This is a genomic window from Klebsiella sp. X1-16S-Nf21 (assembly GCF_002837615.1).
GTDB lineage: Bacteria > Pseudomonadota > Gammaproteobacteria > Enterobacterales > Enterobacteriaceae > Klebsiella > Klebsiella variicola.
The window spans coordinates 14,576-32,097 of record NZ_PJDK01000062.1 but is presented as its reverse complement, the minus strand read 5'-3'; the positions used below and the strand labels follow the sequence as shown (position 1 = coordinate 32,097).

Annotated in this window: 16 protein-coding genes, 1 tRNA gene and 2 pseudogenes; 12 read left to right on the top strand and 7 right to left on the bottom strand. The window is 56.5% G+C overall.

What is annotated here, in order from left to right; genetic code table 11:
• A partial coding sequence (locus tag CW267_RS22790) for a PUA domain-containing protein (RefSeq protein WP_319826675.1) occupies positions 1 to 295 on the bottom strand: 295 nt, incomplete at its 3' end.
• A 190-nt stretch (positions 296 to 485) separates the two neighbouring features.
• Here CW267_RS22790 and CW267_RS22785 point away from each other — a divergent pair.
• From CW267_RS22785 to yccX, 3 genes are read left to right on the top strand one after another with little or no spacing between them, the layout of a single operon-like run.
• Positions 486 to 1,040, top strand: coding sequence for a YbhB/YbcL family Raf kinase inhibitor-like protein (locus tag CW267_RS22785; protein WP_008805901.1), 555 nt, complete (start codon positions 486 to 488; stop codon positions 1,038 to 1,040).
• A 17-nt stretch (positions 1,041 to 1,057) separates the two neighbouring features.
• Positions 1,058 to 1,846 (top strand): AraC family transcriptional regulator, encoded by a 789-nt coding sequence (locus CW267_RS22780; protein ID WP_008805902.1) that lies wholly within the window; start codon positions 1,058 to 1,060, stop codon positions 1,844 to 1,846.
• Between the two features lie 48 nt (positions 1,847 to 1,894).
• Positions 1,895 to 2,176: an acylphosphatase gene (yccX, locus tag CW267_RS22775; protein WP_012542291.1), complete on the top strand. Its 282-nt coding sequence runs from the start codon at positions 1,895 to 1,897 to the stop codon at positions 2,174 to 2,176.
• Here yccX and tusE read toward each other — a convergent pair.
• Positions 2,173 to 2,502, bottom strand: a complete 330-nt coding sequence (tusE, locus tag CW267_RS22770; protein ID WP_002898457.1) for a sulfurtransferase TusE — start codon at positions 2,500 to 2,502, stop codon at positions 2,173 to 2,175. The two genes, yccX and tusE, sit on opposite strands and share 4 nt — an antisense overlap.
• 88 nt (positions 2,503 to 2,590) lie before the next feature.
• Entirely contained in the window at positions 2,591 to 3,250 is a 660-nt protein-coding gene (gene yccA / locus CW267_RS22765; protein WP_002898458.1) for an FtsH protease modulator YccA, read from the bottom strand.
• Between the two features lie 268 nt (positions 3,251 to 3,518).
• On the opposite strand from yccA, the gene CW267_RS22760 reads away from it, so the two are divergent.
• From CW267_RS22760 to CW267_RS22745, 4 genes are all read left to right on the top strand, one after another.
• Positions 3,519 to 5,144: an ABC transporter substrate-binding protein gene (locus CW267_RS22760; RefSeq protein WP_100781433.1), complete on the top strand. Its 1,626-nt coding sequence runs from the start codon at positions 3,519 to 3,521 to the stop codon at positions 5,142 to 5,144.
• Positions 5,145 to 5,290: 146 nt separating this feature from the next.
• Positions 5,291 to 5,378: transfer RNA gene (locus CW267_RS22755), tRNA-Ser, on the top strand.
• A 303-nt stretch (positions 5,379 to 5,681) separates the two neighbouring features.
• Positions 5,682 to 8,108 carry a glycogen/starch/alpha-glucan phosphorylase gene (locus CW267_RS22750; protein ID WP_023297339.1) on the top strand — a complete coding sequence of 809 codons (2,427 nt, stop codon included), beginning with the start codon at positions 5,682 to 5,684 and terminating at the stop codon, positions 8,106 to 8,108.
• 64 nt (positions 8,109 to 8,172) lie between these two features.
• On the top strand, positions 8,173 to 8,511 hold the full coding sequence (locus tag CW267_RS22745; RefSeq protein WP_023297340.1) for an STAS domain-containing protein: 339 nt from the start codon (positions 8,173 to 8,175) through the stop codon (positions 8,509 to 8,511).
• 38 nt (positions 8,512 to 8,549) lie between these two features.
• Here the strand turns inward: CW267_RS22745 and CW267_RS31460 are convergent.
• Positions 8,550 to 9,311: pseudogene (locus CW267_RS31460) on the bottom strand (EAL domain-containing protein); the annotation flags it as partial.
• 159 nt (positions 9,312 to 9,470) lie between these two features.
• Positions 9,471 to 10,085 (bottom strand): annotated as a pseudogene (locus tag CW267_RS31455) (CSS-motif domain-containing protein); the annotation flags it as partial.
• 402 nt (positions 10,086 to 10,487) lie between these two features.
• Between CW267_RS31455 and CW267_RS22735 the strand changes: the two are divergent.
• The 4 genes from CW267_RS22735 to CW267_RS22720 all read left to right on the top strand — a co-directional run bounded on the left by CW267_RS22735 (position 10,488) and on the right by CW267_RS22720 (position 15,294).
• Positions 10,488 to 11,504 carry an iron ABC transporter substrate-binding protein gene (locus CW267_RS22735; RefSeq protein ID WP_064166131.1) on the top strand — a complete coding sequence of 339 codons (1,017 nt, stop codon included), beginning with the start codon at positions 10,488 to 10,490 and terminating at the stop codon, positions 11,502 to 11,504.
• Positions 11,505 to 11,525: 21 nt separating this feature from the next.
• Entirely contained in the window at positions 11,526 to 13,100 is a 1,575-nt protein-coding gene (locus tag CW267_RS22730; protein ID WP_165787462.1) for an ABC transporter permease, read from the top strand.
• A 1-nt stretch (position 13,101) separates the two neighbouring features.
• Positions 13,102 to 14,130, top strand: coding sequence for an ABC transporter ATP-binding protein (locus tag CW267_RS22725; RefSeq protein WP_023297343.1), 1,029 nt, complete (start codon positions 13,102 to 13,104; stop codon positions 14,128 to 14,130).
• Between the two features lie 243 nt (positions 14,131 to 14,373).
• A complete protein-coding gene (locus CW267_RS22720) occupies positions 14,374 to 15,294 on the top strand; it encodes a GGDEF domain-containing protein (RefSeq protein ID WP_008805910.1) in 921 nt (306 codons plus the stop codon).
• Here the strand turns inward: CW267_RS22720 and CW267_RS22715 are convergent.
• Positions 15,291 to 16,124: a helix-turn-helix transcriptional regulator gene (locus CW267_RS22715; protein WP_008805911.1), complete on the bottom strand. Its 834-nt coding sequence runs from the start codon at positions 16,122 to 16,124 to the stop codon at positions 15,291 to 15,293. The two genes, CW267_RS22720 and CW267_RS22715, sit on opposite strands and share 4 nt — an antisense overlap.
• Before the next feature lie 261 nt (positions 16,125 to 16,385).
• Between CW267_RS22715 and CW267_RS22710 the strand changes: the two genes are divergently transcribed.
• Complete coding sequence (locus CW267_RS22710; protein ID WP_004183607.1) at positions 16,386 to 17,153, top strand: phytanoyl-CoA dioxygenase family protein; 768 nt, start codon at positions 16,386 to 16,388, stop codon at positions 17,151 to 17,153.
• A 13-nt stretch (positions 17,154 to 17,166) separates the two neighbouring features.
• On the opposite strand, the gene CW267_RS22705 is transcribed toward CW267_RS22710, so the two are convergent.
• Positions 17,167 to 17,508 (bottom strand): PTS fructose-like transporter subunit IIB, encoded by a 342-nt coding sequence (locus tag CW267_RS22705; protein ID WP_008805913.1) that lies wholly within the window; start codon positions 17,506 to 17,508, stop codon positions 17,167 to 17,169.
• Positions 17,509 to 17,522: the final 14 nt, after the last annotated feature.

Here is a 17,522-nt window from a genome sequence, read left to right as displayed (position 1 = left end):
CGGCCAGCCATGCCCGCCAGGTTTGCGCTTGCTGCAGGCGGCGTTCAAAGAAGGTGCTATCGATGGCTTCATTGCGGTCGAAGGTCCACACGCGGGCGCGGATCTGCGACGACGGCGAGTAAGCGCCGCGGGCCAGCCATTTTCCCTGATGGTCAACAATATCGATGGTTTCACCGCTGCGGGCTTTACCCTCCATGCGGGCGACGCCGCCTGAGAAAATCCACGGATGGCGACGCAGCAGGGATTTCTCGCGTCCTTTGGCTAACACTAAGCGGGGGAATAGGGAATCTGTCATGGAGCTACCTTTAAGCAACGGGAATGTCGGCACCGAAAAATGGCGCGTAGAGTAGCACACCTGGCGCACGCAAGCATCTTTCGCCCGGCAGGCACAGGTGAGCGTTTCGGCACAAAATGCAGGCGCTTCGGCACATTCAGTTTGTGCGGACTCTCATACCCTGTTTTCTCACCCCAACGAGGAGCAGACGATGAAAACAGGTATCCGCATGGCCGTGGCGATGGTCGCGGCAGTGAGTAGTGGCGCGATGGCTGCGCCGTTTAGCGTGAGCAGCGATGATATGCATGACGGGCAGGCGCTGGCCCGGAAGCACTGGTTTGCCGGTTTCGGCTGTACCGGAGGCAATGTCTCTCCGCAGCTGGCATGGAAAAATGCCCCGGCGGGGACGCGAAGCTTCGCGGTCACTGTCAGAGATCCCGATGCGCCTACCGGCAGCGGCTGGTGGCACTGGACGGTGGTCAATATCGCCAGCAGCGTCTTTTCGCTGCCCGCTGGCGCGGGAGATAAAAACAGCGCTACACTGCCGGGCGGAGCGGTACAGGGCCGCAACGATTTTGGCTATGCCGGTTTCGGCGGCGCCTGTCCGCCGGCGGGAGATAAACCGCATCGCTACCGCTTTACGGTATGGGCGCTGGATGTCCCTACGCTGCCGGTGGATGCCGGGGCCAGCGGGGCGCTGGTCGGCTATCTGTTACACAGCCATGCTCTCGCCAGCGTACAGTTGACGGCGATGGCCGGGCGCTAAAATAAAGGGTCGATCCGATGGAGAGTATCCACTTTCAGCATAACGCCTTAACCGCGGCAGAGGTCACCACCCGACGGCTGTGCAGACTGCATCGGGTGCGGCTATTCTCCCCGGCGCTCTGTCGGGTGAAACGCGGCAGCAAAGTGATTGTGCAAGGGGAGAGCCGGGTGCTGGCGACGCCGCAACAGCTGATTGTGTTGCCGGCTGACGTTGAGCTGGAGGTGATTAACCAGCCGGAGAACGGCCTGTTTTGCTCCGATCTGCTGTCGCTGACCCCCGAGCTGCTGACGACGTTTAAGACCCGTTATCTCAGCGAACCACCCCCAGGGCGTCTGACCTCGCTCTGCGCCCCGGTGACGACAGAGCTGGCGTTTATGTGGCAAAGCGTTCTGCAGGCGGTGCGGGAGGGATTATCCACCTCTCTACAGCTCCACCAGACTATGGGCCTGCTGCTGGCCCTGCACGAGGCGGGCTATGCGGGCCCGCTGCTCGTCGAGCGGCAGCAGGATCTGTCGGCGCAGGTTCGACAACTGGTCATGCTGTCGCCGGCGCAGGCATGGAGCGTGTCGCGGGTGGCGAAAATGCTCTTTCTCGGCGAGTCCACGCTGCGCCGTCGGCTGCAGCAGGAATCGCAGAGTTTTCGCCAGATCGTCGAGGAGGTGCGGATGGCTCACGCCCTGGGGCAGCTGCAGACCACCTCGCGGCCAATAGGCGAAATCGCGCAGAACAGCGGATATCAGTCGGGATCGCGCTTTACCGCGCGCTTCCGTCAGCATTATGGTTTACTGCCGAAGCACGTACGCTGAGCGAATTTGCTATCCTCAGCGTAAAGTGTGAGCGAAAAGGAGATGATAATGGCCAGTATCTGCACGATGGCATGGGTTTACGGTTCGGTTCAGGGCGTGGGATTTCGCTATTCAACACAGCGGGAAGCGCTGCAACTGGGGTTGACCGGCTATGCCCGTAATCTGGACGACGGCGGGGTGGAAGTGCTTGCCTGCGGCGAGGCAGAGCAGGTGGAGAAACTCATCGCCTGGCTGAAAGCCGGGGGGCCGCGCAGCGCGCGGGTTGACCGGGTGTTAACCGAACCCCATCAACCCACCCGCAGCTGGGAAAAATTCGCGATTCTCTATTAGATGCACTTCACCGGCTTCGGCAGCCCGGCGATTTTGGTCGCCTGTTTGGCGGGGCCTTTCGGGAACAGGCGATAGAGATAGCGGCTGTTGCCTTTCTCTTCGCCAAACTTGTTGGCCATCGCCTTCACCAGCATGCGGATCGCCGGAGAGGTGTTGAACTCAAGGTAAAACTCGCGCACAAAGCGCACCACTTCCCAGTGTTCAACGGCGAGCGTTATCCCTTCCTGCGCGGCAATGACTTCCGCCATCGCCTCGCTCCACTGGGTGGTATCTTTCAGATAGCCTTCGCTATCCGTTTCAATTTCGTTGCCTTCAAAAATAAACATGATTTTTCACATACCGCCTGAAACTGGCCGCAGTGTAGCAAAAAAAAAGGCCCCGCATAAGCGAGGCCTCGGTGAAGCAGGGGAGCGGTTAGTCCCGGCTGGCGAAGCCCAGGATGCTCAGCAGGCTGACAAAGATGTTGTACAGCGAGACATACAGGCTGACCGTGGCGCGGATGTAGTTGGTTTCACCGCCGCGGATGATGTTGCTGGTCTCGAACAGGATGGCACCCGAAGAGATCAGGATGAACACCGCGCTAATCGCCAGATGAAGCGCCGGCAGCTGCAGGAACAGGTTAGCGACCATACCAATCAGGACGACCACCACGCCCGCCATCAGCATTCCGCCGAGGAATGACATATCTTTGCGCGTCGTCAGCACGTAGGCCGAGCAGCAGAAGAAGACCAGTGCGGTGCCGCCCAGCGCCAGGCCGATCAAATCGCCCATGCCGGCAGAAAGGTACGCGTTCAGCATCGGCCCAAGGATATAGCCGAGGAACCCAGTGAAAGCGAAGGCGGAAATAATCCCGGTGGGTTTATTCGCCGTTTTGTAGGTCAGGAACATCAGACCGTACATCCCCACGAGGGTTAAAATCAGCCCCGGGGAAGGGAGCATCAGCACCGTGCTGGCGGTGGCGGTGATAGCGGAAAACGCCAGCGTCAGGCTGAGCAGGAAGTAGGTGTTACGCAGAACCTTGTGCGTGCTGAGCAGCGAGGAACGGTCACGCGATGATGTAATTATGCGATCCATGAGTCACTCTCTTATGACAGATGTAATTAGGGATAAAGAATAAGAAAAACAAGCGTGAAGCCCTAATGCTTTTACCCATCTTTACTTAGCTTTTGCCGCTTTTGTCCAGCATAAAATTCTACATGGATTGGGAAAAGCGATATGTTTTCGCGTTTCGCTTCGGTGAGCCGATCGAAATCTTATAGGTTGCTGAAATATATTGCTTTATTTAAATTCTGCGACTAAGTGTGGAAGGGGGAATAACTCCGTACGTTAAAGGCAAAGGGAAATGACATTACACCAAAACAATCACATCACGCGAACGTTCCTGGCAATGAGTCTGATGGTCATAACCGGCGGGGCGCTGGCGGCACAGGTGCCGCCTGGCACCCAGCTGGCGGAAAAGCAGGAGCTGGTCAGAAATAACGGCAGTGAACCTGCCTCACTCGATCCGCATAAAGTCGAGAGCGACATCGAATTCAACATCATTAGCGATCTCTTTGAAGGACTGGTCAGCGTGACGCCTGCGGGGGCGATCCAGCCCCGGCTGGCGGAGCGCTGGGAAAACAAGGACAACCTGTTATGGACCTTCCATTTACGACCCGGTCTGACCTGGTCCGACGGCACGGCCATCACGGCGCAGGATATCGTCTGGAGCTGGCAACGGCTGGTCTCGCCGGCCACCGCTTCCCCCTATGCGAGCTATCCCGGCAATATGCATATCGCCAACGCCCGCGAAATTGCCCTGGGGCAACAGGGACCCGAGACGCTGGGGGTGAAAGCGCTGAATGACTCCACGCTGCAGGTCACTCTGAACCAGCCGAATGCCGCTTTCCTGGCGATGCTGGCGCACCCTTCGCTGGTACCGATCGACAAAGTGCTGGTGGAGCGTTTTGCCGATAAATGGACCCGACCAGAGCATATCGTCACCAGCGGCCCGTATAAGCTGACCCAATGGGTGGTAAATGAGCGGCTGGTGGCTGAACGTAATGCGAAGTACTGGGATAATGCGCACACCGTTATTAATAAAGTGACTTACCTGCCCATCTCTTCGGAGGCTGCCGATGTCAACCGCTACAAAGCGGGGGAGATCGATATTGTTTATACGGTGCCGATCAATCAGTTTGCGCAGTTGCAGAAAACCATGGGCGATCAGCTGGACGTTTCGCCGCAGCTGGCGACCTATTACTACGAATTCAATACTACCCGCCCGCCGTTTAACGACGCCCGCGTGCGGCGCGCGCTGAATATGGCGCTTGATAAAGATATCATTGCCGGAAAAGTGCTTGGCCAGGGGCAGCGACCGGCCTGGGTGATCAGCCAGCCGGATATCGGCGGCGTGACGCTGCACAACCCGGACTACGCCAGCTGGCCGCGCGAGAAGCGGATTGCTGAGGCGAAAAAACTGCTGGCGCAGGCGGGGTATGATGACAGTCACCCATTGGTCTTTACCCTGCTGTATAACACCTATGAGTCGCACCAGCGTATCGCCATCGCCGCCAGCTCTATGTGGAAGAAAAACCTCGGCGTCGAGGTGAAGCTGCAGAACCAGGAGTGGAAGACGATGCTGGATACCATGCATACCCATAACTTTGACGCCGTCCGCTATGCCTGGATCGCCGATTACGACGATGCCGCCACTTTCCTCAATACGTTCCGTACCGGTGATAGCGAGAACACCAGTCAGTACAGCAACCCTGCTTACGATGAGGCCCTGCGCAATGCGGCGAAAGCCTCCGACGTAGCGACACGGGGCAAATACTATCAGCAGGCGGAAGATCTGCTGGCGCAGGATGTTCCCGCCATTCCGGTCTATCACTATGTGCGTACCCATTTAGTGAAACCCAGGGTGGGCGGTTTCACGCCGGATAAGCTGGGGTATTACTACACCAAAGACATGTACATTAAAAAATAGCCCTCTGGATAGCGGTGAGGGCGCTGATTTTCTGTGCGAACTGCCTGAAATTCAGACGAATAACACAAGATTGTTTGTTTTTAAGGCAGTTGAACAAAATGGTGCTTTACAGCATCCGCCGAGGTGTTTATAGTGCGCCTCACACCGGAAGTGTGGCCGAGCGGTTGAAGGCACCGGTCTTGAAAACCGGCGACCCGAAAGGGTTCCAGAGTTCGAATCTCTGCGCTTCCGCCATATAAAAGAAGGGGTTACCGAAAGGTAACCCCTTTTTGCTTTTACCTGTAGCCGTCCTGACTGCACTTCACCTTCACCTCCCGACTCCGCAAACCCGCCATGTCTGTAGCGTTATCGCTGGCGAAAAGGTGACGATCAATCCATTGCAAATGGTTGTTATTTTAATTATTCAGCCTCTTGTTATAAACGGCAATGGTGCTGAGGAATAAAAACCATACGGCAAAATATCTTCGTCTATACTTGGAAAAATGATGATTTACCTGCCATGGTTTTTACGCAGATACAGAGACCAGAGAGGTCAGCATGCCTGACATTAACCCGCAAAATATCAAAGAATTACGGGCGTTGGTTGAACAGCAATTACAGTACACATTGTGTGTTAGCTTAAATAAAGCTACGCATGGCGATATTTTTAACGCGGTGGCGCTGGCCATTCGTCATTTTCAACAGGACCATTTTTTGTTGAGCCAGACGCGGCAACGTGAAGAACGTAAAAAGCGCGTTTACTATCTGTCGATGGAGTTTTTACTGGGACAGTCGCTGCGTAATAACCTTTTGAATATGAATTTACTGGCGGAGATGCACCAGGTGGTGAATGACCTGGGGTTTGATCTTGACCACCTTCTTGACGAAGAGCCCGACGCCGCGCTGGGTAACGGAGGGTTAGGGCGCTTAGCCGCCTGTTTTATCGATTCGATGGCCACCCTTGATATTGCCGCATCCGGGCATGGCATCAAATACGAATATGGTCTTTTTCGCCAATCCTTTCAAAATGACCAGCAGATCGAGCATCCGGATGACTGGCATTCCATGCACTCCCCGTGGTTGGTCGAACATCATGCTCAGCAAATCCTGATCCCGCTGGGAGGTTATATTGAACACAGCGAAGATGTTGATGGCAATTACAATCCAATGTGGCTGGGCTGGAAAACGATTATCGGTATACCCCATGACTATTTCGTTTCCGGTTACCGGGATACGACGACCAACAAGCTGCGGCTTTATAGCGCGGTGGCCTCTGACTCCTTTAATATCCATATTTTCAATCGCGGTGATTATATCAAGGCGGTGAGTGATAAAATCGCGTCGGAGAATATTTCAAAAATACTCTATCCATCCGATGAGGTGCTGACCGGAAAAGAGCTGCGGCTGACGCAAGAGTATTTTCTGGTGGCCTGTACGCTGCGGGATATATTTCGCGACTATGCCGAGGTTAATGACGATATTACTTTCCTGCCGCAGCATGTGGCGATTCAGCTGAATGACACCCATCCGGCATTAGCGGTGGTGGAGCTGATGCGTATCCTCGTCGATGAACACCGGCTGCCCTGGGAGCAGGCGTGGGAGATAACGCAAAACACCTGTGCCTACACGAATCATACGTTGATGCCGGAAGCGCTGGAGACCTGGCCGGTGACGCTGTTTGAAAAACTGCTGCCGCGTCATTTGCAAATTATATTTGAGATCAACCATCGCTTCCTTGAAGAGGTAGCCCGGCGCTGGCCGGATAAAAATCATCTGTTATCCTCGCTGTCTTTAATCGACGAACATCACGATAAGCAAATCCGTATGGCCAATCTGGCGATTGTCGGTAGCCATCGCGTGAACGGGGTAGCATGGCTGCATTCGGAACTGGTCAAGAAACAACTGGTGCCCGACTTCTATTTTATGACCCCGGAGAAATTCATTAATCAGACCAATGGCGTCACGCCGCGACGCTGGGTGCAGCAGGCTAACCCCGGCCTGGCAGCATTTTTGCACCAACAGCTGGGGGAAGGGTGGCCAACCGATTTACCCTTGCTGTCCAGTCTGGAAAGCCTGGCCGATGATACTGCTGTTATTGATAATATCCGGGCCATTAAATTTGCCAACAAAACCGCGCTCAGCCAGCTGGTCGCTCAACGCTATGGCATCGCCCTCGATCCGCTGGCGATGTTTGATTGTCAGGTCAAACGTATTCATGAATATAAGCGTCAGTTGCTCAATATTCTTCACGTGATCGCGCTTTATCTGGATATCAAAGAGACAGGGAAAACTATCGCGCCTAAGGTGCATTTGTTTGCGGGTAAAGCGGCGCCGGGCTATCGGATGGCGAAGCTGATTATTCAGTTGATTAATACCGTCGCCCGGAAAATTAACCGCGACCCGCAGGTTGCCGGGCAGCTTAAAGTGGTTTTCCTCGAAGATTATAAAGTTTCGCTGGCGGAAAAAATCATTCCGGCCACAGATCTCTCCGAGCAAATTTCCACCGCCGGGACCGAGGCGTCCGGCACCAGCAATATGAAGTTTGCCATGAACGGCGCGTTAACCATCGGCACCTATGATGGGGCGAATATCGAAATCCGCGAGGCCGTGGGGATCGATAATTTTTATCTGTTTGGCGCCGTGGCGGAAGAGATTGAAGAGAGCCGGCGCCTTGGGCATCACCATAATTTCTATCATCAGAACCCGGCTATGGCGCGTGTTGTCGATACCCTCGTGTCTGGGTTGTTCACCAGCGATCGTGAGCTGTTTGCACCACTTCACCACATGTTGACTGAGGGCGATCATTACTGTCATTTACTGGATTTCGACAGTTATTGTCAGGCCCAGCGGCAGGCGATGGCCGATTTTGAACTGCCGGAACAATGGCACCGTCGGGCCTTACTCAATATTTGTCGGATGGGAGAATTTTCCAGCGACAGAACCATACGTGGCTACGCCCGGGATATTTGGGGTATCACCTGCTAAAGAGAGAACACGCCGGCCGAAAAAGGGACTCGTCGACGGATATCAGTCACTATTGAGGATGAGCATGAACGTTGAATTACATACCGAGCAGGGCGTAAAAATTATTGTACCTCTTGTGCGCCGACTGGATGCTTCCGTCGTGCAGGCGTTTAAGCAGCAGGTTCTGGAGGCTATCGACCCGGATACCAAAAACGTGCTGCTGGATCTGAGCCACGTCGATTTCATCGACAGTAGTTGTCTTGGCGCGCTGGTATCCATTCTGAAAAGCGTCAACGGTCAGGGCGAGTTGGCGCTGTGTTCACTCAATGACACGATTAAAAACCTGTTTAAGCTCACCCGCATGGATCGCATCTTTTCCATTAAGGAGACTCGACAGGATGCGCTGAACACGTTCACTCAGTGATGACGTTGGTGCAGGCCCGCGGGTTATGGAGCGCCCGCTCATTCTTCGACAATCCGCGCCTTCGGTTTGCTCAGCAGGAGCATCACCAGCGCGACGTAGGGCATCGGCTTCCAGAAATAGTAGCCCTGCAGCAGATGAATATTCTGGCGATTGAGATACTCCAGCTGGACCTGGGTTTCGACACCCTCGGCAATGATGCGCAGTGACAGCGTCCGGGCCATCTCTATCACGCAGTCCAGCAGCTTGCTTGACGGCGCCTCCCCGGTTACCCGGCCGACAAAACTCTGATCGATTTTGATATAGTCGAAAATCAGCTCGTGGAGACAGGAAAGCCCGGAATAGCCGGTGCCAAAGTCGTCCAGCGCGATGGAAAACCCGCGGGAGTGTAACGTATTGAGCTTGTCCACGACCGCGTCGTTGAGCAACAGCGGCTCCTGCTCCGTGATCTCCAGCATCAGCTTCACCGCTTTCCCCTCAAAGCCGCGCTGATAGTGCAGGCAGTCATCGATAAATGACGGGGCGTTAATGTGTGACACGCTGATATTCAGGCCAATATGAAACCCATCCGGCAGCTTACTGAAGATGGGATTCATCTGGGCGGCGACCTGCGCCATCAGGCTGCGGGTCAGCGGGATAATTAAGCCGGTACGTTCGGCCAGTGGAATAAATTCCGCGGGCGAACGCCGCTGTGTGGTAGCATTTTTCCAGCGGGCGAGAATTTCCACACCGTATATCTCCCCCGTTTTCCCATTCACGACGGGCTGGTAGAAGGGAACGATATACCCTTGGGCGATGGCGTAGCGCAGGTTTTCTTCTTCAGAGGTATAGACATTCAGGTATTTGCGCAGCAGGAAATAAAATAATAGCGAGACAGAGAAAATGAAAATCAGCAGACCGAAGCCATTTTGAAATAAGCGACTGGGGCTAAAAAAAGGCGACTCGGGATAGATAATGCGAAACGGGTAGTCCGGTGAGCTAAATATATCCTGATGCGGGCTGGCTTTCAGCGGCCCCACATCGCCATATCTGGCGATCATCTGATGGTTGACCGAGAGCGCCAGCCCGGCGTTATCCTCATCGCTATACAAGGCATCGCGCAAATGGATGTCGCTGATACTGACAATGACTCTCACCTGCGCTGAACGCGTATGATAGATCAGCACCGGCCGCTTGTTAACCATCATCCTGGCGGGCAGCAGCTGCAGCTTCTCATCAGGCAAGGATTCCGGATGGAGCGTCAGGACTCGGTTGCCGGGGAGTGATGAGCACCACACCTGGCCATCTTTTATCAGCAGAATAGTGCGCAGATGCGGCTGCAGGGCGGCCTCCGTTCCGAGCTGAAATTGACCCTGACCAGAGCAACCGCTGCGGCTAACGTTCAGCGCCGTGGCCGTCGCCGCATGGGCCTCATCCAGAATGGCTGCGATCTTTTTCGCCGCCTGACGGGCGGCCGCGACATGAGTCGCCTGGTCCGAATGCCACAGTTGCCAGTTAATGACGAACACGCCAGCAAGAAACACCACCAGCGCCAGGGAAAAGGCAATCCATGCGTTTCGCCGCTTTATCTCTTTCATTTATCGTGCGTGCCAGGGTGAGTGTGCATAAAGTTAATCATCCCTCTGACGGTAAAGGCTTTTTAATGATCGTAGAAGGGGGATATCTTTCGTGATGACGGCGCATATTAAAAACATGATCAGTATCACAATACCCGCCAGCAAAGACCGCAGATAACGTGCAGAGGCGGCTGTTCTGTCACGAAGGTAATAAAAAAATCGCAGCTTAATGTTTTCTTAATCTAAATTTCGGGGATGGATGGTTTTAAGCATTTTCTAATCCCTAATAACCGACCGGCGCTATTTTTTGCTTTTTTAAGTTTATGATAATTGTTTTCATTATCATTCTTTTTTTGCTGTGATTTAATCCTCTCCGCTCAGGCTATTTACCGTTTATTGCCCTATTTCATTAAGGATGCGTTCATGAAATTTCGCTTATCGCCCCTCCGTACGGCAGCGCTGGTTGCCGCTTCTCTGTTTCTGGCGCCGCAGGGGATGGCGGCTGACGTTCAGAACGGGATTGTGGTTTACAACGCCCAGCACGAAAATCTGGTGAAGTCGTGGGTGGATGGATTCACCAAAGAGACCGGTATTAAGGTCACGCTGCGCAATGGCGATGACAGTGAGCTGGGTAATCAGCTGGTTCAGGAAGGCTCCGCGTCGCCGGCCGATGTGTTTCTGACCGAGAACTCGCCGTCGATGGTGCTGGTCGATAATGCCAAACTTTTCGCCCCGCTGGATGCCGCCACCCTGCAGCAGGTTCCGGCGCAGTACCGTCCGCAGCATGGTCGCTGGATCGGCATCGCCGCGCGCAGCACCGTTTTTGTCTACAACCCGGCGAAAATCAGCGAGGCGCAGCTGCCGCATTCCCTGATGGATCTGGCAAAACCGGAGTGGAAAGGGCGCTGGGCGGCTTCGCCATCGGGGGCTGATTTCCAGGCTATCGTCAGCGCGATGCTGGCGCTGAAGGGTGAGCAGGCGACTCTCGACTGGCTGAAGGCGATGAAAACCAACTTTGTCGCTTACAAAGGCAATAGCACGGTGATGAAAGCGGTCAACGCCGGGCAGATCGACGGCGGGGTGATCTACCACTACTACCGCTTCGTCGATCAGTCAAAAACCGGCGAAAACAGTAAAAACACCCAACTGTATTACTTCAAACACCAGGATCCGGGCGCCTTCGTCAGCATTTCCGGTGGCGGTGTGCTGGCTTCCAGCAAACATAAGGCGCAGGCGCAGGCCTTTATTAAATGGATCACCGGCAAGCAGGGGCAGGATGCACTGCGCACCAATAACGCCTTCGAGTATGCCGTGGGGGTAGATGCGGCCTCTAACCCGAAACTGACCCCGCTGAAAGATCTGGATGCACCGAAGGTAGAACCTTCCTCGCTGAACAGTAAAAAGGTCATTGAGCTGATGACGCAGGCTGGCCTGCTCTGATCCTGAGGAAGTGATGTTGCTATGTCTGTTCTGAGTTTGTCGCTCGGAAAGAAAACAGGACGCCTGCCCGAGCGCAGGCGTCCTGCATTTCCGATGGTGGCGTTAGCGCTGCTGTTTTCATTGCTGGCGCTGTTGCCGTTAGGGTTTGTGGTGGCGGTTGGGTTCGACACCGGCTGGCCGACCATTAAAGCGCTGGTCTTTCGTCCGCGGGTAGGGGAGCTGCTCAGCAATACCCTGTGGCTGACGGTGCTGGCGGTCCCCATCAGTATTTTGCTCGGCGTGACGCTAGCCTGGCTGACGGAACGTACTGCCCTTGCCGGTCGGCAGCTGTGGTCGGCGCTGGCGGTAGCCCCGCTGGCGATCCCGGCCTTTGTCCAGAGCTACGCCTGGGTCAGTGCCGTGCCTTCGCTGCATGGCCTCTCCGCCGGGGTGTTTCTCTCGGTGCTCGCCTACTATCCGCTTATTTATATGCCGGTGGCGGCCGTGCTGCGCCGCCTCGATCCCACCCTTGAAGATGTCGCCGCGTCGCTGGGCACGCCGCCGTGGAAAGTGTTCTTCCGGGTGGTGCTCCCGCAGCTGCGTCTGGCAATCTGCGGCGGTGCGCTGCTGGTGGCCCTGCATCTGCTGGCGGAATATGGCCTGTATGTGATGATCCGCTTCGATACCTTCACGACCGCTATTTACGATCAGTTCCAGTCGACCTTCAGCGGTCCGGCCGCCAATATGCTGGCAGGCGTGCTGGCCTTGTGCTGCCTGGCGATCCTGCTGCTTGAGAGCGCCTCACGCGGTAAAGCGCGTTACGCGCGTATCGGCGCCGGGGCGGCCCGCGAGCAGAAGCGGCTTGTGCTGGGTAAAGGGGCCGCTTTTGGCGCGCAGCTACTGCTTCTGCTGCTGGTGATGCTGGCGATGGGGGTTCCCTTACTGGTCCTGTGCCGCTGGCTATGGCTGGGCGGCATCGACAACTGGCTGCATGCCGATCTCTGGCATTCTCTGCGCCAGACCCTGCTCCTGGGGGCGGGCGGGGCGCTGCTGACAACGGTTTGCGCGATCCCCATTGCGTGGCTCGGCGTGCGCTATCCGCGCCCGCTGTTCCGCCTGCTGGAGGGGTGTAATTACATCACCAGCTCGCTGCCCGGCATCGTCACCGCGCTGGCGCTGGTGACGGTCACCATCCACTACGCCCGTCCGGTGTACCAGACCGAAGTGACGCTGTTTCTGGCCTATCTGTTGATGTTTATGCCGCGTGCGCTGATTAACCTGCGCGCCGGTATCGCGCAGGCGCCGGTGGAGCTGGAAAACGTTGCCCGTAGTCTCGGACGCAGTCCGGCCCGCGCCCTGTGGAGTATCACTATGCGGCTTGCCGCGCCGGGGGCGGCCGCAGGTGCCGCGCTGGTGTTCCTTGGCGTCAGCAATGAGCTCACCGCCACACTACTGCTTTCGCCGTTAGGCACCCGCACCTTGTCGACCGGTTTCTGGGCGTTAACCAGTGAGATCGACTACGTAGCGGCGGCACCGTACGCGCTATTGATGATTGTCATTTCGCTGCCGCTGACCGCGGTTCTTTATATGCAGTCGAAAAAAATGGCAGGGTTGTAACATGCTGGAATTGTCTTCTATTTCGAAATCCTTCGCTGATGCGCTGGTCCTCGATAATCTCAATCTGACCGTAGCGCCGGGGAGCCGGACGGCCATTGTTGGTCCGTCCGGCTCGGGGAAGACCACGTTGCTGCGCATTCTCGCCGGTTTTGAAACGCCCGATCGCGGGCGGATCGTCATGCACGGTAAGTCTCTGTTTGCCGACGGTGTGTTTGTCCCCGCCCACCAGCGACGGATCGGCTATGTTCCGCAGGAAGGGGCGCTGTTTCCTCATCTTAATGTTGCGGACAATATCGCCTGGGGGCTCGACGCCAGCCGTGAGGAGAAGCGTCGCCGCGTGGGAGCGCTAATGGAGATGGTCGCCCTCGACCCTGGTCTGGCGAGTCACTGGCCACACGAAATTTCCGGTGGCCAGCAGCAGCGTGTTGCCCTGGCCCGCGCGCTGGCTCAGCAGCCGGCGCTGATGCTGCTGGATGAGCCGTTTTCTGCACTGGATACCGGGCTGCGCGCCAGCACACGCAAAGCGACGGCGGACCTGCTGGCCGAGACGGGGATCGCCTCGATTCTGGTGACTCATGACCAGAACGAGGCGCTGTCGTTCGCTACGCAGGTGGCGGTAATGCGTCAGGGGCGCTTCGCCCAGGTTGGAACCCCGCTGACGGTTTACTCGCAGCCGGTGGATGAAGAGACGGCGTTATTTCTTGGCGATGCCCTGATCCTCCCCGCACGCCTTAGCCCCGGCCGGGCAAGCTGCGCGCTGGGGGACCTGGCGACGGACGCACTGCATCCTGCTGGCGAAGGTAGGGTGATGCTGCGTCCGGAACAGCTGAGCGTCAGTGTGAGCGGGCCGCAGGAAAGTACCGCCATTATCCGCGATGTCGATTTCTCAGGCCAGCTTTCCACGTTGACGCTGTCGATGGCTGGGCACGAGCGGCCGATTGTCCTGCGAACCGTGAGCCAGCCGGCGTGGCAGCCCGGCGCGATGGTGAGACTGACGGTCAGCGGCAAGGCGCGAGTGTTTAGCGGCTAATCCCTGAGCAGGCGGCGCCGGCTATCGACGGCGCCGCACGGAAAGCTAATTAGATGGCGGATGAAGCCGCTAGTATCCGCGCCACTGACCTCGTCGCCATGGAGTGGTAGTACGTTGGAACAATTCCGCGGGGTCAGTCCAGTTCCCGCCATTTTACCGAACCGTCGCTTTTTCATTCGTCCCGCTACGCTTAACTGTTATCCTGTCTCGCGATCGGCCCTGTTGTTACCATGAGACACCGCTATGCCTGAACTCCATACTCCTGCGAATCGCCCCGGCCCGGCTGCTGTGGCCCGGGTGACGCTCCTGCCTGCGCTGCTGGTTATCGTCGCTGTTGCTGTCGGCTGCGCCCTGGTGTCGCCTCCGGTCGGTACACGACACGAGATCCTGACTAACCCCGGCCTCTATATCGATCTGCTGGCGTTGTTGTTTCTGGTGTTTATGCTGTGGAGCTCGGCGAAGGTGCGGATGAGCCACATTGCCGTCAACTGGGTACGCTATGGGCTGCTGTTGTGGATTGCCGGCGGCACCTTTGATGTGATGGATGAGATCGTGGTTCAGCCGCGCTGGATGGGCTACTACTGCGAAGATCTGCTGCGCCTCTCCGGGATGCTGCTGACCGTGGTGGGGGTCTACAAAATTATTGAGCGAATCAATTTGCTGTACGTCGATGCGCGCTCGCAATCCCTGAAGGATGAACTGACCCAGTTACCCAACCGGCGTTTTTTCATTGATACCATTCGCGAGAAGTCCGGGCATGCGCTGGGACTCATGATTCTGGATATCGATTTTTTTAAGAAAATCAACGATAGCTGGGGCCACCTGGTGGGGGATGAAGTGTTATTTTCGCTGGGGAAACAGCTGGCGAAACTAACCAGCGAGCAGGTCCAGCCGGCGCGGATCGGTGGGGAAGAGTTCGCCATTATCGTCGATGGCCTGTCGGAGCCCGAGCTGCACGCTCTGGCGCAGTCGATCCTTGCTAACGCTCGCACCATCCTGATCAATCATCAGACGCCGCTGTCGATCAGCATTGGCGTCGGAACCTGGCGGCCAGGCGAAGCGCAGGAGACGTTTATCCGTAAAGTCGACGAGGCGCTGTACAAGGCCAAGCATAACGGCCGCGGCCGCGTGGAGTGGGCGCCATCTGCCGGTGCGGCAGGTTAGGCCTGCTGCGCGCTACGGCAGTGTCGCCGATACTCCGATGGCGAGCGTTCTGTGTAGCGTTTAAAAACCCGGCAAAAATAGTTGCTGTCGACAAAGCCGCAATTGTGCGCAATCTCTTTCACCTTCAGGTCATAGCCGCGCAATAGCTGCTTCGCCTTTTCCAGACGGACACGGGTCAGATATTCATTAAATCCCACCGAGCCTGATTTCTGAAAAATATGCGAAAGATAGTTGGGCGTGATGTGAAAACGTTTGGCTACCGATTCCCGCGTCAGCGGTAGACTGAGATTTTCCTCGAGGTAGTCCTGGACGGCGAGAAACAGATCCCGGCTGCGGCTGACGCGCATCTCCAGCCCGACCAGCTGTTCACGACAATGACTCAGCAGCGCGGCGATCACCAGTCGCGCGGTCAGCGGATCGGGCTGCAGGCTGACTTCATTCAGGCTCAGCAACAGGTAGGAACCCACGCGCGGCCCAAGCCGGGAAACGCTCTGTTTTTCCGTGTGCAGGCTTTTTCCGTCCCAGCGCTGAATACTGAATCCCAGTTTCTGCCGACCAAACAGAATGCTCAGGGTAGTGGCCGGACCGGTCCACTGCGGCAGCGTCCACTTCCCCGCCTGCACGTACAGTACCTGCAGCGTGGTTAACGTCGAGGCCGCCAGCGGCAGTCCCTGTTCATTCAGTTGGCCCTCCAGCACAATTTCCAGACGCGGAAACGGCACGTTGAAGGCGAGGGCAGGCACGGAGATATCCGGCTCAGGAAATCTCACCTGTAGGTGATCTTTTTGACCGATTAACCGATGCAGTATATCCGGCAGATCTTCAATCATTCTTTGCCCTCAGCATGCGCATTATCCTGTTGATGGTAATCTATTTTTTCCTTCCCGGCAGCGTTAGTTTAGCCATTTTGCGCAGCGGATTGCCGGCCAGCTGTAGCGCATGCATCGCCGGAAAAGAGATTATTGATGTCCATCACACTTTGTGGGCTCGCGTACGTATGTCCAGTTTTTTGTAGCGCTCGCCTCGTGTCATGCCGCGGAGGGACCAGTAGAGTTTGTTTGTGTTATCGGAACGTTAAAAAGGAACGTAAAATGAACTCATCATCGGCTAACTTTCTCGATGCGTTAGGCGCCAGCCAGACGCTCAGCGCGCAAATGAAACACGAGCTCGACACCCTCGGCTACACCGTCGTGCATAACGTCGTTGACGCCCAGTGGCTGAGCGAAATGCGCCTGCTCATTGACACCCTGGTTGAACGCGAAGGCGATAATCTGGCGATGGAGCACCATCAGGAGGCGACGGCGACGCGGATCGCTAACCTGATTAATAAGGGGGTTATCTGGGAGAAAGTCTGGTCACACCCGCTGATCCTCTCCGCTTGTCGCTATATCTTCAACGGGGATTTTAAAGTCTCCAGCCTGAACGCCCGCGAGGCGCTGTATAACGGCGGCCACCAGCCGCTGCACGCCGACTGGAAAAAGCCGCGCCCGGATTTTCCCAAAGTCCACCTGGTGAATACCATCTGGGCGATAGACGATTTGAGCGCCGCCAACGGCGCGCCGCGGATCATTCCTGGTACCCACCTCCGCCCCGAGTTACCGGAGGAGGTGCTGGCCGACCCGGAACAGGCCCATCCCGATGAGATTGTGTTTGCCGCGCCGGCTGGCAGCGTGATGATCTACAACGCCCACGCCTGGCACGGCGGCACCCGTAATCGTGAAGGCAGCAGACGACGCGTACTGCATGGGTTATATATCGATCGTGCGGATACGCCGCAGCAGGACCAGCGGCGCTGGCTCACGCCGGAGACGGCAAGCCGCCTGACGCCGGCGCAAAAATGGCTGCTGGATGTAGAATAAGGCCTGTCGCCGGTCAGGGAAGTTCTACATAGACGACCGGCTTTTTCATGATGCTTTTTACGGCCTCGACGATCTGCTGCGGCTGCAGCAGGAAGCTCTTGATGCTGGTTTTAATCGTCCGCAGGCCGCGAAAGCGCTGGGGGTCGTCGATTTCGATATCCGTCACCAGCAGCACCACTTCGGCGCGGGCGATATCTTCCGCGGTGATCCGATTTTCTACGCCGAGCGCCCCCTGGGTTTCCACCTTCAGGTGCCATTTTTCATGATGACCGACCTTTTCCAGTCGTTCGGCGGCCATGTAGGTATGCGCCACCCCGCTGACGCAGGCGGTGACGGCGACAATATTGAAGTCCATAACATCCTCCTGGC

Coding starts and splice junctions, on each gene's coding strand:
- CW267_RS22710 (WP_004183607.1), top strand. CDS start 16,386: ATGAACTCATCATCGGCTAACTTTCTCGATGCGTTAGGCGCCAGCCAG.
- CW267_RS22715 (WP_008805911.1), bottom strand. CDS start 16,124: ATGATTGAAGATCTGCCGGATATACTGCATCGGTTAATCGGTCAAAAA.
- tusE (WP_002898457.1), bottom strand. CDS start 2,502: ATGTTTATTTTTGAAGGCAACGAAATTGAAACGGATAGCGAAGGCTAT.
- CW267_RS22730 (WP_165787462.1), top strand. CDS start 11,526: ATGTCTGTTCTGAGTTTGTCGCTCGGAAAGAAAACAGGACGCCTGCCC.
- CW267_RS22745 (WP_023297340.1), top strand. CDS start 8,173: ATGAACGTTGAATTACATACCGAGCAGGGCGTAAAAATTATTGTACCT.
- CW267_RS22725 (WP_023297343.1), top strand. CDS start 13,102: ATGCTGGAATTGTCTTCTATTTCGAAATCCTTCGCTGATGCGCTGGTC.
- CW267_RS22785 (WP_008805901.1), top strand. CDS start 486: ATGAAAACAGGTATCCGCATGGCCGTGGCGATGGTCGCGGCAGTGAGT.
- CW267_RS22720 (WP_008805910.1), top strand. CDS start 14,374: ATGCCTGAACTCCATACTCCTGCGAATCGCCCCGGCCCGGCTGCTGTG.
- CW267_RS22780 (WP_008805902.1), top strand. CDS start 1,058: ATGGAGAGTATCCACTTTCAGCATAACGCCTTAACCGCGGCAGAGGTC.
- CW267_RS22760 (WP_100781433.1), top strand. CDS start 3,519: ATGACATTACACCAAAACAATCACATCACGCGAACGTTCCTGGCAATG.
- yccX (WP_012542291.1), top strand. CDS start 1,895: ATGGCCAGTATCTGCACGATGGCATGGGTTTACGGTTCGGTTCAGGGC.
- CW267_RS22750 (WP_023297339.1), top strand. CDS start 5,682: ATGCCTGACATTAACCCGCAAAATATCAAAGAATTACGGGCGTTGGTT.
- CW267_RS22735 (WP_064166131.1), top strand. CDS start 10,488: ATGAAATTTCGCTTATCGCCCCTCCGTACGGCAGCGCTGGTTGCCGCT.
- yccA (WP_002898458.1), bottom strand. CDS start 3,250: ATGGATCGCATAATTACATCATCGCGTGACCGTTCCTCGCTGCTCAGC.
- CW267_RS22705 (WP_008805913.1), bottom strand. CDS start 17,508: ATGGACTTCAATATTGTCGCCGTCACCGCCTGCGTCAGCGGGGTGGCG.